This window comes from Flavobacterium sp. HSC-32F16 (assembly GCF_024171645.1).
In the GTDB taxonomy this organism is placed as follows: domain Bacteria; phylum Bacteroidota; class Bacteroidia; order Flavobacteriales; family Flavobacteriaceae; genus Flavobacterium.
The window spans coordinates 143,501-160,767 of record NZ_JALKAC010000006.1 but is presented as its reverse complement, the minus strand read 5'-3'; the positions used below and the strand labels follow the sequence as shown (position 1 = coordinate 160,767).

Here is a 17,267-nt window from a genome sequence, read left to right as displayed (position 1 = left end):
TGTAGTCAACTTTGACAAAGTTTGCGGCGCTAACTGGACTTAAAATAGCACAAAATGAATATTCCCTATAAACCTTTACTGCCCGAAACAAAAAAGCCAATTATCATTATCGGCGCAAGCGGTATTGTAAAAGATGCACACTTACCCGCTTATAAAATGGCTGGCTTTACGGTTTTTGGCATTACCAACAGAACGATTGCAAAGGCATACGATTTAGCCAAAGAATTTGAAATTCAACATGTTTTTGAAAACGTTGCGGAAGCTGTAAAAAATGCGCCGTCAAATGCGGTTTATGATATTACGGTTCTGCCAGATCAATATATCGAAATATTGGAACAATTGCCTGACGGAGCAGCCGTTTTGATTCAGAAACCAATGGGAAATGATTTGGCTCAGGCAAGAGAAATTGTAGAAGTCTGCGAAAGAAAGAACCTTGTTGCTGCTATCAATTTTCAGCTTCGATTTTCACCTTTTGTAAGCGCGGCGAGATATTTAATTAGTGAAGGTTTACTAGGCGATTTATATGATTTTGAATTTAAAGTAACAGTAAACACGCCGTGGGAATTGTTTCCGCTGATTAAGGAACATCCTAGATTGGAAATTCTTTTTCACAGTGTTCACTATATCGATTCCATTCGATCGTTTCTGGGAAATCCCAAAAGTGTGATGGCAAAAACAGCCAAACATCCGCTTAAAAAATTATCATCGAGCCGTTCTACGATTATTTTAGATTATGGCGAAGATAAACATGTTGTGATCAATACGAATCACGATCATCATTTTGGCCCAAATCACGAAGAAAGTTACATTAAATGGGAAGGAACAAAAGGCGCCATCAAAGCCAAAATGGGTTTATTAATGAATTATCCTGACGGACTTCCTGACATTTTTGAATATGCAATTGAAGATGAAAACGGTCAATACGAATGGAAAAAAATTGACCTTGAAGGTTCATGGTTTCCAGAAGCTTTCATTGGAACAATGTCAAATTTAATGCGCTTTAAAGAAGGCTCAGACTCTAAATTACTGGCAAGCGTTCAGGACGTTTTAGACACTATGAAAGTCGTTGAAGCTTGCTACATCAGCAACAACAATGGAGGTATTTCGCTCACTGAACTATAATTTTTTAAACCATATAAGTGATGTAAGTTTATTTAATCACTTTGTGTAAAAAGTAGAAATAAAAATTTAAACCATATAAGTGATGTAAGTTCATTTAATCACTTTGTGTGAAAAGTAAAATAAAAATTTAAACCATATAAGTGATGTAAGTTTATTTAATCATTTTGTGTAAAAAGTAGAAATAAAAATTTAGACCATATAAGTGATATAAGTTCATTTAATCACTTTGTGTGAAAAGTAAAATAAAAATTTAAACCATATAAGTAATATAAGTTCATTTAAATCATTTTGAGCAAAGCTTTTATGAATTAAAATAAGCACTCTTAAACTCAACGCACCGCTTAAATTATCTTATATCACTTATATGGTTAAATAAAAAAACAAAAAACTATGTATTTCAAATCAACCTTTTTTGAAGATTATCAACTTGAAGATAAAAGAGTTACATTAGGCAGAACTATTACAGAAACCGATTTTGTGGTTCATGCCGGACACACGGGAGATTTTTTCCCGCATCACATGGATGAAGAATGGTGCAAAACACAGCCATTCGGACAGCGTATTGCTCACGGAACTATGGTTTTTGCTATTGGTATCGGATTAACTGCTTCTGAAATAAATCCTGAGGCTTTTTCAAGAGGATATGATAAAATGCGTTTTGTAAAACCAGTTCATATTGGCGATACAATTCATTCTGAAATCACCATTTCAGAAAAAGGAGAAGCCAAAAATCCAGAAATGGGAACCGTAACAGAACATGTCGAAATCATTAACCAAAGAGGTGAAGTGGTTTTGGTATGTGACCACTTATTACTGGTAAAAAAAAGGTTCTAAGGCACTAAGTTTCTAAGATGCTGAGATTTAAAAACTTTACATCTTAGAAACTTAGTGGTAAAAAAACCTTTGAACCTTTGTCCCTCAGAACCTTAGAACCTTAAAAAAACTAATAAATGCAAGTAACAAACCAAACAGGCGATCTTCACGAAGTGCCAAACGAGGGCGGAAAAACCAACTATCTTCTGCCATTTATTTTAATTACCAGCTTATTTTTCCTTTGGGGAATGGCGCATGGCCTTGACGGTATTTTAATTCCTCATTTAAAAAAAGCGTGTGAATTAAATAACAGACAATCTACATTGATTGATACTTCTATCTTTTTTGCCTATTTTATAATGGCAATTCCTGCGGGAATTATTATAAAAAAAATAGGTTACAAAAACAGTATCATTACGGGGCTATTAGTTTTTGCAGCGGGAGCTTTTTTATTTGTACCCGCTGCAAATAATAGAACGTACGAACTTTTTTTACTTGCTTTATTTATTATCGGCTGTGGTTTAACAATTCTGGAAACAAGCGCTAATCCGTATGCCGCTATACTAGGACCAGCTGAATCATCTTCTACCAGATTAAATTTAGCTGCTTCTTTTAATGGCTTAGCAGTAACATTAGCTCCATTATTAGGAGGCGTATTTATACTCTCAGGGGTTAATCACACTCCAGAACAAATGGCATCCATGTCAGAAGCAGCAAAAGCAACATATCTTTTAGAAGAAGCCTCGTCTGTAAAATTACCGTATATTATTTTAGGAAGCATTTTGGTTTTAGTTGCTGTAATCTTCTATTTTATGCACTTACCGTCCATGAAATCTCAACAGACAGAAACTGAACCTAAACCAGGATTCTTTTCAGTTTTAAAATTTTCACATTTGAGTTGGGCAGTTGTCGCACAATTTTTTTATGTAGGCGCACAAGTTTGTGTAACTAGTTTTTTTGTACGAATAGCACAGAAAGAAGCTGGTTTAGATGAAAAAACGGCCGCTTATTATTTAGGTATTTATGGTTTTTTATTTATGATGGGAAGATTTAGCGGAACTTTCTTTTTGAAGTTCATTAAAGATTATATTTTACTATCAATATATTGTATAATAAGTGCTTTTCTTTGTTTAGTAGCTATTTACGGATCAGGAATTTATATAATTTATGCTTTAGGAGGTATCGGATTTTTTATGTCGATTATGTTTCCAACTATTTTTTCTTTAGGATTGGTTGGTTTAAAATCGAATACTGAAACAGGTTCTTCGTGGCTGGTAATGTCAATTGTGGGCGGAGCAATTCTTCCTTATGCAATGGGAACATTAATTGATATGAAACATGATGATATTCAGGCTGGATATATCATTCCGCTGGTTTGTTTTGTTATTATTTTATCGTTTGGTTTGTATGGACATAAAGTGAAAATGAATAAATAATATTTTCCTTTTTGAAATTTAGAAAAGCCTTTAAAATCAATTTTTTAAAGGCTTTTTTATGTAAAATTGAATCTGAAATATGTCTTTTTTACATTCTTTGTACACAAAATAGTACTTTTAGCTGATTTACAAAATGCTCATTAATTTTTTAAAAATCATGAAATATTTCTTGCATAATATTACCGAAACCATATTTCTATCAATTATTTTACATTAAAATAACGCATATATTCAAAAAAGTAATAATATTGTCAAAAGCAACACAATATTCTAAGCCATGTCATCAAATTTCAGTTCCGATCAAAGCAGACTCTTGTACGAGTTGTCTCAGGGAAGCGAACTGGCTTTTACGAAGCTGTATAATGAATACAAAAATGTTGTTTTTGGCACTGCATTTAAAATAACAAAATCAAAGATTTTAGCAGAAGAAACTGTACAGGATGTCTTTTTAAAAGTCTGGCAGAATCAGAAGAATTTAGCTGAAATTACTCATTTCGAAAACTATCTTTTTATCATTTCGCGCAATCATATTTTCGATACGCTTAAAAAAATTGCAAGAGATTCCAGTTTAGTCTCTGATATGGAGTATCAAAATGCTTCTGCAAACGATACTGATACTGAGATTAAAGAACAGCAGTATGCCGTTATTCTAAACGAAATTGTAGAGCAGCTTCCTCCCCAGCAGCAAAAAATCTACAAAATGGCGAAATGGGAAGGCTTAAGCCATCAAAAAATTGGTGAAGATTTGGGCATTTCTACAGAAACCGTAAAAAAACATATGTCCCAAGCTTTAAAGTTTGTACGCGTCAAAATTTCCCCTTACATGAATATGTTCATGACATTGCTTCTATTTTTTAAAATATAAACTTTAAAGTTTTTTCTTTCAAAAAAAGATCTCTGGCTATTTTTTTACGTTTTTTTTACATTTTTTTTACTTTCGACTACTCCCTCCCTATTTTTCAATCGTCTTCATAATAAAGATCATTGCAATTACTGGTTTACCCCAACAAACTGCAGGGTTCTTCAAAAAAAAAATAACTGACCCCAATTTATCATTTACAAACAAGTACTAACTTAATTTACAAACAATGCAGCAAAACAAATTTGAAGAATTATTTCAAAGTTATCTGCAAAATAATCTCTCCGAAATCGAGCAGCAAAAAATGATGGAGATTATTGAACAAGGCAATCATGATGATTTTATAAAAGAAAAAATTCATTTGATGCTTAAAGATAACGATGCTTCTAAGGTATTAGATAAAGAGCAGGGAGATTATATCCTGAAATATATTTTATCTAAACCTGTAACCGAGCCAAAAGTGGTGACTTTGGAACCTCATAAAAGAAGCAGTAAAAAAATGGTACGCATCATCGTCGCTGCTGCCAGTATTATTGCTTTGATTGCTATTGGTAATAATTTCTTTTTTCAGCAAAAAAATACTTTGCCAGTTCCTGTTGTTGAACAGACTTTAACTGCCGAAAACTCTTTAATTGATTTCAGCGGAAAGCAATTGGTTCATCTTCCGGATGGAAGTACGGTTCTTTTAAACGAAAACAGCAGTTTAAAATACGATCAAAATTCTTTTAACAATAAAACACGTGAAGTTACACTTACCGGAGAAGCTTTTTTTGACATAAAAAGAAATGAAGAAAAACCTTTTATAGTACATACGGGTAAAGTACAGACTAAAGTTTTAGGTACGGCTTTTAACATCAATGCCCAAAATTCTTCTAAAAGTATTGAAGTTACGGTTACCCGAGGTAAAGTTCAGGTTGGAGACACTGAGAAAGTGTACGGCGTAATTACTCCAAACCAGCAGATTAAAGTAGATAAAAACACTTTGAGTTATGAGCAAAATAATATAAGCGCAGCCATTGTAACCGAATGGAAAAGCAATTACCTGATTCTGGATGATCTTAATATGCAGGAAGCTGTTTCGTTAATTTCTCAAAAATATAAAGTGCAGATTTTAATTTCAAATGAGAAGATTAACAAATGCAGAATAACGGCAAGTTTCTTAAATGAAGAAGATCTTGATCATGTTTTAAAAGTAATCTGCAGTGTTATTGAAACTGAATATCGTTACAACAAAGCCGGAGCAGTTGTTATTGAAGGCAAAGGCTGTGAATAAATTAATGAAGAGACAAAGCGATCTAACCTCCTACTTAGAAAGCTTTTAAAAATAGAATATTAACCTTTAAAAAAAAACAATTAACCAAAAAACTAAAATAAAAAAGCCATCCAGCTCCTACACCAGATGGCCAAGATTCTTAATAATTAATCCAGTAACCATTAAAAACATGCAAATTTATGAAATTACGCTGTAAAACAACCATGTTTGACAGGGAAAAGAAATCCTCATTTTTCCGTTTGTCAAAAAAAACAATTATGATCATGCGAATCAGTTTATTCCACATTTTCTTATTGACCTGTGGTACTCATATGGTCTTTGCAACCGAAATGAGCGGTCAGAATTTAGAATCAATATCTGTTGACATTGAGCTTCATAATCAGGATATTAAAACTTTATTTAAAACCATAGAAAACAGAACGGGACTGCTGTTCGCTTATCAGCCGCAAATCATAAAAGATTTTCCAAAAGTCAATACACCAAGAGGACGCCGAAGTGTAAGTGAGATTTTAGACAATGTATTTCAAGGCAGTAATCTTGTCTACAAACAAGTAGACAAGAATGTTGTGATTTATAAAAAAGAAACTGCTAAAAATGCTGCAAATACTTCTCAAACAAAAAATGAAGAAGAAGTTAATTATATGCTTACCGGTAAAGTTCTGGATGAAAACGGACAACCGCTGCCTGGTGTTTCTGTATTAATTGTAGGAGGTAATAAACAAGGAATTTCAGATTTTGACGGGCAATTTTACATTGAGCTTACATCTGGAAAACACGTGCTTAAATTGTCTTATTTAGGATATAAAACGCAACAAATAACAGTTGAAAACCAGACTTCTGTTACCATTAAAATGCAGCCTGATTTAGCTAAATTAGATGAAATCGTTGTTATTGGTTACGGTACAACCACCCGAAGAACAACAACAGGATCTGTAGTAAAAATTACGTCTGAAGATATTGCAAAACAACCTGTAACTAATATTTTACAAACTCTTCAAGGAAGAGCGCCTGGAGTTTTTGTAACACAAACTTCTGGTTACGCAGGAAGCGACATGAACATCAGCATTCGTGGCAGAAACTTTATTGAAGGCAGTAACCTTCCTCTTTATATCGTTGATGGTGTTCCGTATATTGGTGATGACATTAAGCAGCAAGTACAGGATCAAAATGTTATTAGAGGAGCACAAAAATCAACAAGTCCGCTAAATATTATTAATCCAAATGATATAGAAAGCATCGAAATATTAAAAGATGCCGATGCAACAGCAATTTACGGTTCCAGAGGAGCAAATGGTGTCGTGCTTATTACTACTAAAAAAGGGAAAACCGGGAAAACAGAGTTTACCATAACCACCAACTCTGGAGTTTCTGAAGTAGCACATTTTACCAAAACATTAGACACGCCTGCATATTTAAATATGCTTCAAACAGCATTAAACAATAATGGCGATACTGCATCAAATGACAGTAACGGTATTGCTCTTGTAGACTGGGATCCAAATGCCTATACGAATTGGCAGAAAAAATTAATAGGAGGCACAGCAAATTTCAATAATTATTCAGCCTCTTTAAAAGGTGGAAATGAGACAACTAATTTTCTATTAAGCGGTGCATACCATAAAGAAACTACTGTTGTTCCGGGAGATTTCAGCTATGATAAATTCTCAACTAATTTTAATATCAATCATAGTACATTAGATAGAAAATTAAAAGTAGGAGCTTCTGTAATTTTTGCTGCAGATAATAATAAACTTCCATTTTTTGATATCACAACTTATGCAGTTGGTACAGCTCCAAACCGTCCGTTGTACAATGCAGACGGCAGTTATTACTGGTCTCCTGATTACTTTAGTGATATTAATCCGCTTGCTGCTTTAGAGAAAAGAGTTGATGATAAAGGAATTAACTTAATAACAAGTTTTAATCTGCAGTATGAAATTGCAAAAGGTTTTTCTTTTAAAACAGATCTTGGATACGGAAGAGCTCAAATGCAGACCAAACAATTCATGCCGGGATCAGCAAGTAATCATGTTTATACCGAAGCTGGCGGCGGCGAAATGAACTTTCAAAGATCGTATACTGTTTCAACAAATAACACCAATAATTTTACTGTTGAACCACAATTGAATTATACAACTGAATTGTGGAAAGGAAATCTTACGGCGCTTGTTGGAGGTTCATGGCAGAACAGAAAATCAGAGATGCCATCGTATGTAAGCTCAAACGGTTACAGTTCAGACAATTTAATTGGAAACTTAGCAACCGCAGAAAACATAACGGCTATCAATGGTAGTACAGAGTATAAATACATTTCTCTTTTCAGCAGGATAAACTATAATATTGCCAATAAATATATTTTGAATGTTAACTTTCGAAGAGATGGTTCTTCTAAATTTGGAGCAAATAATCGTTTTGGAAATTTTGGTTCTGTTGGTGGTGCCTGGATATTTACTCAGGAAAATTTCATGAAAAATATTCCAGTGTTAAGTTTTGGAAAACTTCGCTCTAGTTATGGAGAAATAGGAAGTGACGACATTGACAATTATCAATACGCTGATACTTTTGATACTCGTACTTACGGCAATGGAAATGCTTCGATGACTGCGGCCAGAATTCAAAATCCTAATATTAAATGGGGATTAACAAAGAAATTTGAAGCAGCTCTGGATTTAAGTTTCATTAACGATCGTATTTCTTTTACTGCTGCTTATTATAAAAATACGTCCAGTAATCAATTAGTAAACTATACTCTTAGCGCTCAGGCAGGTTTTACAACTTATACTGCAAATTTACCAGCAGAAGTTGAAAATAAAGGATGGGAATTTACGTTGGGTACAACTAATATTCGTACTAAGAACTTCAATTGGTCTACTGCTTTCAATATTTCAACCAATTCAAATAAACTAGTATCATTTCCTGGTATAGAGTTTACCAGCTATTACTCTCAATATGTAATTGGAAACCCTTTAAGCAGCAGATATTTGTACAATTTTACAGGTGTAAATGATGCTGGAATTGCTCAATTTGAAGATGTAAACGCAGACGGAAGAATCTCTACCGGATTTGCCCAAACTGGTAGAGGAGATAGAAAATATGCGGGACCAACTTATCCTAAATACTACGGAGGAATATCTAATACAATAAGTTATAAAGATTTCACACTTGACTTTTTGTTCCAGTTTGTAAAACAGGAAGGAACAACTTTAATGACTTCTACCGGAGCACAACCAGGTTATCCGTATTCAACAGCTAATTTTCAGGTAGATGAGTATAACGATTATTTAGCTCAGGGAAATATTTTAAGCTCTGGTTATCAAAACAGTTTCTTTAATTATATGGGATCAAATGCTTCTATAATCGATGCATCTTATATAAAACTTAAAAATGTAAGTGCTTCTTATCAAATCCCTTTAGATGTGGCAACCAAGAAATATTTGCAGGGAATTCGCCTTTCAATACAGGGACAAAACCTGGTAACGTTTACTAAATACAAAGGACTTGATCCGGAAACACAAGGTCTAGCATTACCTCCATTGCGTACGATAACTTTTGGAACTCAGTTTACATTTTAATTCTACTCATCATGAAAAATATTTCTACTAAATATATCTATATATTTTCGTCATTTCTTTTAATTGGATTTACGAGCTGCGATGCTGCACTTGATGTTGATCTTCCTAGCAATCAGTTATCATCAAATACCGTTTATGGTTCAGATCCAACGGCCGAAGCTGCTGTAAACGGAATTTACCAAAGCATGGTAGCTGGATTTTATTACAATCAGATACATTCTATTCTTGGTCAGACATCAGATGAATTGGTACGAACAAATGGTATTCCGACAATTTATGGTACTAATGAAATACCTGAAACCGATAGTTCTATTAACGGAATGTGGGGCGAACTGTACAAAACTATTTATAATGCTAACAATGTTATAGAAGGTGTTAGCAAAAGTACTACGCTTAATGCTGTTAAAAGTAGACAGTGCATTGCCGAAGCTAAATTTCTAAGAGCTTATGCTCATTTTAATTTGACTAATTTGTGGGAAAATGTTCCTTTGGTACTGACTACCAATATTGATGTTTCTGCTTTATTGCCGCAATCTTCTCAAGAAGCTGTTTATGCACAAATTATTATTGATTTAACCGATGCCTCAAAAGATCTTCCAACAGATTATACAAATTATGATGACGAAAGAATCAGAGCAACAAAATGGGCTGCAGAAGCTTTATTAGCAAGAGTAAATCTTTATTCAGGAAAATGGAGTGAAGCCTCAACTCATGCATCTGCTGTATTAAGCCAAACTGGAACTTATGAACTAATTACAGATTTATCACCAACAAATAGTCCGTTTATTTCAGATAATGACGAAGCTATTCTGCAAATTCCCTATTTTAACGTTAACTATACTTACGAAGGATCATCGGTGTTTTTAGATGCCAATACAGCTGTTTTTTTATTAAGAAAAGGAAATGCACTATTTGAAACCGGTGATGACAGAAAAACAAAATGGACAAGAAATATAACAAATGCTCAGGGTGTATTTATAGGAATTGCACCAACTAAATACAAAAATAGATTTACAGCATCGCCTATTGAACGTTCTACAGTACTTAGACTGGCTGAGTTGTATTTAATAAGAGCCGAAGCCAGAGTAAAATTAAACGATATTACCGGAGCGCAGCAAGATATTAATGCTATTCGAAACAGAGCTTTACTTGATAATACCACTTTAACAGATCCAAACCAGCTTCTGGATTTAATTGCTCTTGAAAGACAGCGTGAATTTTTTGCAGAAAATGGACACAGATGGTTTGATCTTAAAAGAACTGGAAAAACAGATGAAACACTCTCTGTTTTAACCGACAAAATCTGGAAAACTACAGATAGTTTATATCCAATACCAGAACCTGCTATTCGTTCTAATCCCTTCTTAAACCAAAATTCAGGATACTAAATATTAAAAGTAACGCAGGAATGTGTTTGAAAAAATACATTCCTGTGATTTTAAAAAACACTATGGAAACAACAATTGTAAGAGTTGAGGACTTGTCACATCAATATAGTAAGGATTGGGCAATACAAAATATTAGTTTTGAAATTAAAACAAATAGAATTTTAGGTCTTTTAGGATCTAATGGCGCAGGAAAATCAACCACCATGAATATCCTTTGCGGCGTTTTAAATCAAACTAAAGGAAACATTTTTATTGATGGAATTAATCTGAAAGAAAATCCTGTTGAAGCCAAAAAACTAATTGGTTTTTTACCACAGACACCGCCTTTGCATTTAGATTTAACAGTAAATGAATACCTGATTCACTGTGCACAACTGCGTCATGTAAAAAAGGAAGATTTAAAAGATGCTTTAGAGAAAGCCAAAGAACAATGCGGTATTGCACATTTCAGCAACCGATTAATTCGAAACTTATCCGGAGGTTACAGACAACGTGTTGGTATTGCGCAGGCCATTATTCACGAACCAAAATTGGTTGTTCTGGATGAACCAACCAATGGACTTGACCCTAACCAGATTCTTGAAGTTAGAAAATTAATCAAAAAAATATCAAAAGACAAAGCCGTAATATTCTCTTCACACATTCTTTCTGAAGTTCAGGCAACCTGCCAGGATATCAGAATGATTGAAAACGGACACATGGTTTTTTCTGATACGCTTGAAGCTTTCAACAATTATATTGAAGCAGATAAACTAACAGCAAGTTTTGAAAATCCGCCTGTTATTTCTGCCTTAACAGATATTCCTGAAGTTACAAATGCCGTATTTCTTTCACCAAAAAAAGTGCAGATTACTTTTACAGGAACACAGGAAGTGGCTGAAAAAATCATTTCACTAAGCGTTTATAACAACTGGAAATTACGTGAGATTCAATTTGAAAAAGTTTCTCTTGATGAGATTTTTGCCCAGTTATCAAAAAAAGCACCTTCTAAAAACACTATTCTTTCTTAAAAAACAAACAAATGAAAACTATATACAGAATTGCTAAAACAGAACTCAACACGATGTTCTACTCGCCTGTTGCGTGGGTTGTTTTAGTCATATTTTCGATCCAGTCAAGCTGGAAATTTTTCAACTCTATCGAACGTTTTGAAAAAGCGCAAAAAATTGGAGAAGGCCTTGGTAATTTATCGCAGGTTATATTTTCCGGTTTCAGTGGTTTATATACCGAAATGCAAAATTATCTATACCTATATGTACCGCTGTTAACAATGGGTTTGGTAAGCCGTGAGATCAATAGTGGTTCTATCAAACTGCTGCTTTCTTCTCCTATAAAAATAAAAGATATTGTACTAGGAAAATATTTAGCTATTGCGGCATATTGCTTATTATTTGTTGGAATTTTAGGTCTGCAGGTTATTATTGCCTATTTCTCTATTGATAATTTAGATTTAAAATTTGCAATTTCCGGATTAATTGGTTTGTATTTGCTGGTATGTACTTATGCTGCAATCGGGCTTTTTATGTCTTGTTTAACATCGTATCAGGTTGTGGCCGCAATAAGCACATTAGTTGTTTTGGCGGGGTTAAATTTTATTGGCAAGTTATGGCAGGATGTAGAATATGTAAAAGATATTACCTATTTCCTTTCGATTGCCGGCCGCGCTAACGAAATGCTCGAAGGTTTAATTATAAGCAAAGATGTCCTGTACTTTATTTTGGTAAGCGGTCTTTTTATTGGGTTAAGCATTTATAAACTGCAAACCGGTCGAGATGCACAATCCATTTCTCAAAGAATTTTAAAATATACTGCCTTAGTAGGTTCTGTTCTTGCACTTGGGTATATCACATCAAGAGCTTCTCTTTCGATGTATTATGATATGACCAGAACCAAAGACAGGACACTTACAGAAACCAGCTTAAATATCGTAAAGAAAATAGACGGCCCGGTTAAAATAACAACTTATGTTAACTTGTTAGACATTAACTACTATATGGCTATGCCGTATTCTCAAAATTCAGATATTGCCAGTTTTGAAAAGTACACCCGTTTTTTACCCCAAATAGAAATGGAATATGTCTACTACTACGATACTTCAAACAATGAAGCTTTATATACTCAAAATCCTGGATTAAATGACAAACAGCTTGCGCAGAAAATGATTGAAACGCAAGATTTAAAATTGAAAAAATTATATTCTCCCGAAGAAATTAAAAAAGTTATTGATCTAAAACCAGAGCAGAACAGAGTTGTAAGAACTATAGAATACAACGGAAAGAAAACATTTTTAAGAATGTATGATGACATGTTTAAAGTCCCTATGGAGAAAGAAATATCTGCGGCTTTAAAACGTGTAGTTGTACCGGCACCAAAAATTGTTTTCGCAACCGGAAACATGGAAAGAAGTGTTGAAAAAAATGGAGACAAAAATTATAAAACAGGATTTAATGAAATTACTTTCAGATATTCTTTAATCAATCAGGGATTTGATGTTTCATCTGTAGATATTAATGCGCAGAACATTCCGGAGCAGACTACTATTTTAATCATTGCCGATCCAAAAACACAATTAAGCCAGGGTGCTGTAGACAGAATTTCAAAATATATAGATGAAGGAAAAAATTTAATGCTTTTAGCAGAACCTGAAACCAATTCGGCTTTAGCTGCCATAACAGACAAATTAGGTTTAGGTTTTACCAAACAAGCATTGGTTCAGGAAAGCGAAACCAATTCTCCAGATTATTTAGTAACCGATCTTCAAAAAAATATAGATCCTGCAATCATTAAATTCAGCCAAAACAAAAATAACAATCCTATTCCGTTTTTAGGAAGCAGCGGTATTAAAACCACGAAAGATACAGGATTTAAAGTAACGCCGCTTTTAAAAACAAACAGCCAGCCGGCATGGGAATCTCAAACAGGAATTACATCAATTACTGAAGATGTAAAAAAACAGCCATCTGTTACTTCCGTTCCGCTTGTTGTGGCCTTAACAAGAAATGTAAAGGGAAAATCACAAAAAATAATTGTGTCCGGAGACGCTGACTTTATGGGTAATGCCGAGTTAAGCCGAGGCGGATCTGGAACATTTCAGTTTGTAACCGATATTTTCAATTGGTTTAGCAATTATGAATTTCCAATTGATACTACCCGACCTGAAAATACGGATAAAAAAATAACAATAAATGCCAATCAGGTTTTCATCAATAAAATCGTTTTCATCGGATTATTTCCTTTATTAATCATATTAAGTGGTGCTTTTATATTAATTAGAAGAAACAGAAGATAAAAAAATATCAAAATGAATACAAAAAAAAATATCATTATTGGGATCATGGTCTTGTCTTTTCAAGGCGCATTTTCTCAATTTAAAACCAATATTCCGCTGGATAAAAACGTTACTTCCGGAAAATTAAAAAACGGGTTAGCCTATTATATTCTGCATAACGAAGAGCCAAAAGACAGAGCAAGCTTTTACTTTGTTCAAAATGTTGGCGCCATTCTCGAAGACGATAATCAAAACGGATTAGCACATTTTCTGGAACACATGGCTTTTAACGGTACAGAACATTTTAAAGGAAAAGGAATCATTAAAATGCTGGAAAAAAACGGTGTAAGTTTTGGTAAAGACATCAATGCTTATACTGCTCATGATGAAACTGTTTACAATATCAGTACCGTTCCTGTAACCAACGAAAAACTAATCGATTCAACGCTTTGGGTTTTACACGACTGGTCTGGATCTCTATCTTTAACCAATCAGGAAATTGATGCTGAAAGAGGTGTCATCAGAGAAGAATGGAGAACGCGCCGTACAAGTGATTTTCGTTTAAAAATGCAGACAGATCCTGTTTTATACAAAGGTTCAAAATACAGCAAACGCGATGTTATTGGCGATTTAAACATCATCAATAACTTCAAATATCCTGAATTGAGAAACTATTATAAAAAATGGTATCGACCCGATTTACAGGCTGTAATAATCGTTGGGGATATTGATGTTAAAGTAATGGAAGAAAAAGTCAAAACGATATTTTCAGGCATTCCTTTGGCAAAAAAAGCAACCGTAAGGACGTATGCAGAAATTCCGAAACATGATGAATTGTATTTTGGAACAGCATCTGATAAAGAAGCATCAACTACAACAATTACATTGCGATATATTACAGACGAGCCTTTAGTAAAAGACAGCATTGTAACACGCAAAAATGTAATGAACTCTTTTTATACCAATATATTAAACAATCGTTTTAAAGAATTACTCTTAAAAAATCAAAGCTCGAGTTTAAATTTAAGCGCCTATTTTAGTGGAATTTCAAGATTAAACAATTCATATAATATTGCGGCTTCAGCCAAAAAAGGAAAAACACTCGAAGCATTTGAAGAAGCCTATACAGAAGCCGAGCGTTTAAAACGTTTTGGAGCTGTAAAATCAGAACTGGACAGAACCAAAAAACTTTTTATCAGCTCGTACGATGATTTTATCAGCAATAAAGATAAAGTCGATAACGACAGCTGGGCAGATAAATTGACCGATTATTTTCTAAAAGCAAAACCATTCCTTTCCCCTGAAGATGATTATAAATTAATTGTTGGCATTATAAAAAGTATCACTTTGGAGGAATTGAATGCTTATGCGAAAACCATTCAAAAACCAACAAACCAAGTCGTTTTGGTAACAGGTTCAGATCAGGATAAAAATGATTTCCCATCGAAAGAAGCTGTTGTAAGTGTAATGAAAAAAGTCGAAAACATGACTTTAGAGCCTTATACAAAAAAAGAAAACAACGCACCTTTAATTGATAAAGAATTAAAACCTGCATCGATAAAGAAAACATTTGAAGTAGCCGGAATCAAAGATGCCAAAGGTTATATTTTAGAAAATGATGCTAAAATAATTATCCTTCCAACGACATATTCGCAGGATCAAATTATATTTTCCGCTTTTTCAAAAGGCGGTAAATCTCTTGTAAAAACAGAAGATCTGACTTCTGCCGAAATTGCAGCAACAATTGCAAAATCATCTGGTTTAGGAAATTTTGATAATATGGGTTTAAAAGAAAAACTAACTGGAAAAGTGGCACAAGCGGCTCCTTTCATTGGTGAAAATACGCAGGGTTTTCAGGGAAATTCAAACAAAGCCGATTTAGAAACAATGCTGCAGCTGGTTAATCTTTATTTTGAAGCACCTCGCTTTGATCCAAACATTTTTAATATTCTAAAAGAACAATATAAAAATCGTTTAGAAAACATTAAAAAAGACAACGGAAGTGCTTTTAAGGATTCTATAGATTTGGCAAATTCAAACCATAATCCAAGAACTTTTCTTTTCAACGAAAAATTCCTTGAAACTATTGACCTGAAAAAAGCAGAAAACATTTACCGTGACCGTATTAAAAATGCTGCCGATTTTACCTTTGTTTTTGTTGGAAATATTCCAGATTCAGGTTTAGAATTGATTCAGAAATATATTGGAAATATAAAATCGAATCCGGCTCTAAAAGAGAATTATGTCGATCATAATATTGAACCCAAAAAAGGGAAAACGATCCTGCATTTTAAACGTCCTATGGAAGTGGCTAAAACAACCATTTATTTAAACTTAACGGGAAAAACGGAATACAGTAAAGAAAATGCATTGTCAATTTATATTATAGGACAAATATTATCAAAACGATTCCTGCAGACTATTAGAGAAGAAGAAGGCGGCAGTTACGGCGTGAATGTGGGCGGTAATCTTGAAACGATTCCAAAACCCGCTTTTAGTCTTGCCTTGACTTTTGACTGTAATCCTGATAAAGAAGAAAAATTAATGCAGATTGTCTGGAAAGAATTAAACGATTTAAAATCAAATCCGGTAAATGCAAATGATTTAGAAGATATTAAAAAGGCACTTTTAAAGAACCGGGAAGAATCCCTTAAAACCAATTCTTTCTGGAATACTACAATTTACAACAATACCTTAAATCAGATTCCGTTTTTACAGGATGACGAGTATAAAAATTTAATTTCTAAAATTAATCAAAAAACTATTCAGCAGTTTAGTAAGCACGTTTTGGATAGTTCTAGTAGTGTCGAAGTTATTATGAGCCCTGAAAGCCAATCAGGAAAGTAAAAAACTTTAGAATACATTTTTATTTTATTAGTCATTAAAGGTTGTCTTTTTCAAGACAGCCTTTTTTGGCTTTATACAAAAAAACGCCTCATTTCTGAGGCGTTTTGTCATGTTTGTTTAATTTTAATTAATGACGATCATTGTGTGGACGGCCATGGTCTTTATTGGTTTGTTTTTGGGAGTTATTTTTGTTTTTGTTCTCAGACTTCTGCTTTCCTTGAGATTTGTTGTTTTTTACTGGTTTTTCTCCCCTGTTTTTCTGAGGCTGTCCTTTATAACCTTTAGGGTAACTAGCTCTGTGTTTTGTATGATAACTGTATGGAGCATCTCCCCTGTAATCGTTTAAAACTACTTTGTAACCTGAATACAAATCATATTGTCTGTATTTTGACGGAAGTCTTTTTTCACGAACCCACTTACCGCTGTTGTCATAAATAAATACACTCTGGTTAACATCATAATATACATCGATGTCAGGTAAATAATAATATCTGCTGTCATCGTTTCCTTCTGGTCCCCAGCTTGGAGGCGTTCCAATATTTACATTAATGGATACCTGCGCATGGGCAAAAAATACACTCATAAATAATACTGAGGCGAATACTAACTTTTTCATGTTTTTAGAATTTAAATATTAATTTCATTAGAAATTAATCTAAAGTAGTGCCAATATTCACGTTTATCGAATC

At 33.7% G+C, this 17,267-nt stretch carries 11 protein-coding genes; 10 read left to right on the top strand and 1 reads right to left on the bottom strand.

The annotated features are described in order from the left end of the window. Window positions 1–54 precede the first annotated feature (54 nt). From L1276_RS17230 to L1276_RS17185, 10 genes are all read left to right on the top strand, one after another. Window positions 55–1,122, top strand: coding sequence for a Gfo/Idh/MocA family protein (locus tag L1276_RS17230; RefSeq protein WP_253789929.1), 1,068 nt, complete (start codon window positions 55–57; stop codon window positions 1,120–1,122). Between the two features lie 390 nt (window positions 1,123–1,512). Continuing rightward, window positions 1,513–1,956: a MaoC/PaaZ C-terminal domain-containing protein gene (locus L1276_RS17225; RefSeq protein ID WP_253789927.1), complete on the top strand. Its 444-nt coding sequence runs from the start codon at window positions 1,513–1,515 to the stop codon at window positions 1,954–1,956. A gap of 116 nt (window positions 1,957–2,072) precedes the next feature. After that, a complete protein-coding gene (gene fucP, locus L1276_RS17220; RefSeq protein ID WP_253789925.1) occupies window positions 2,073–3,371 on the top strand; it encodes an L-fucose:H+ symporter permease in 1,299 nt (432 codons plus the stop codon). Between the two features lie 277 nt (window positions 3,372–3,648). Then, window positions 3,649–4,236 (top strand): RNA polymerase sigma factor, encoded by a 588-nt coding sequence (locus L1276_RS17215; RefSeq protein WP_253789923.1) that lies wholly within the window; start codon window positions 3,649–3,651, stop codon window positions 4,234–4,236. A 223-nt stretch (window positions 4,237–4,459) separates the two neighbouring features. Further along, window positions 4,460–5,503 (top strand): FecR family protein, encoded by a 1,044-nt coding sequence (locus L1276_RS17210; RefSeq protein WP_253789919.1) that lies wholly within the window; start codon window positions 4,460–4,462, stop codon window positions 5,501–5,503. A 179-nt stretch (window positions 5,504–5,682) separates the two neighbouring features. Next, entirely contained in the window at window positions 5,683–9,075 is a 3,393-nt protein-coding gene (locus tag L1276_RS17205) for a SusC/RagA family TonB-linked outer membrane protein (protein ID WP_253789917.1), read from the top strand. Window positions 9,076–9,086: 11 nt separating this feature from the next. Then, complete coding sequence (locus L1276_RS17200; RefSeq protein ID WP_253789915.1) at window positions 9,087–10,463, top strand: RagB/SusD family nutrient uptake outer membrane protein; 1,377 nt, start codon at window positions 9,087–9,089, stop codon at window positions 10,461–10,463. Between the two features lie 62 nt (window positions 10,464–10,525). Continuing rightward, window positions 10,526–11,473 (top strand): ABC transporter ATP-binding protein, encoded by a 948-nt coding sequence (locus tag L1276_RS17195; protein WP_253789913.1) that lies wholly within the window; start codon window positions 10,526–10,528, stop codon window positions 11,471–11,473. 11 nt (window positions 11,474–11,484) lie between these two features. Further along, entirely contained in the window at window positions 11,485–13,752 is a 2,268-nt protein-coding gene (locus L1276_RS17190; RefSeq protein ID WP_253789911.1) for a Gldg family protein, read from the top strand. Window positions 13,753–13,764: 12 nt separating this feature from the next. After that, a complete protein-coding gene (locus L1276_RS17185) occupies window positions 13,765–16,578 on the top strand; it encodes a pitrilysin family protein (protein ID WP_253789909.1) in 2,814 nt (937 codons plus the stop codon). Between the two features lie 127 nt (window positions 16,579–16,705). Here the strand turns inward: L1276_RS17185 and L1276_RS17180 are convergent, their stop codons facing one another. Next, window positions 16,706–17,194, bottom strand: a complete 489-nt coding sequence (locus tag L1276_RS17180) for a hypothetical protein (protein ID WP_253789907.1) — start codon at window positions 17,192–17,194, stop codon at window positions 16,706–16,708. Between the last annotated feature and the right edge of the window lie 73 nt (window positions 17,195–17,267).

Excerpts from the sequence above, each read along its gene's own strand:
- L1276_RS17225 (WP_253789927.1), top strand. The coding sequence starts at position 1,513 with ATGTATTTCAAATCAACCTTTTTTGAAGATTATCAACTTGAAGATAAA.
- L1276_RS17205 (WP_253789917.1), top strand. The coding sequence starts at position 5,683 with ATGAAATTACGCTGTAAAACAACCATGTTTGACAGGGAAAAGAAATCC.
- L1276_RS17195 (WP_253789913.1), top strand. The coding sequence starts at position 10,526 with ATGGAAACAACAATTGTAAGAGTTGAGGACTTGTCACATCAATATAGT.
- L1276_RS17180 (WP_253789907.1), bottom strand. The coding sequence starts at position 17,194 with ATGAAAAAGTTAGTATTCGCCTCAGTATTATTTATGAGTGTATTTTTT.
- L1276_RS17200 (WP_253789915.1), top strand. The coding sequence starts at position 9,087 with ATGAAAAATATTTCTACTAAATATATCTATATATTTTCGTCATTTCTT.
- L1276_RS17190 (WP_253789911.1), top strand. The coding sequence starts at position 11,485 with ATGAAAACTATATACAGAATTGCTAAAACAGAACTCAACACGATGTTC.
- L1276_RS17210 (WP_253789919.1), top strand. The coding sequence starts at position 4,460 with ATGCAGCAAAACAAATTTGAAGAATTATTTCAAAGTTATCTGCAAAAT.
- L1276_RS17185 (WP_253789909.1), top strand. The coding sequence starts at position 13,765 with ATGAATACAAAAAAAAATATCATTATTGGGATCATGGTCTTGTCTTTT.
- L1276_RS17215 (WP_253789923.1), top strand. The coding sequence starts at position 3,649 with ATGTCATCAAATTTCAGTTCCGATCAAAGCAGACTCTTGTACGAGTTG.
- L1276_RS17230 (WP_253789929.1), top strand. The coding sequence starts at position 55 with ATGAATATTCCCTATAAACCTTTACTGCCCGAAACAAAAAAGCCAATT.
- fucP (WP_253789925.1), top strand. The coding sequence starts at position 2,073 with ATGCAAGTAACAAACCAAACAGGCGATCTTCACGAAGTGCCAAACGAG.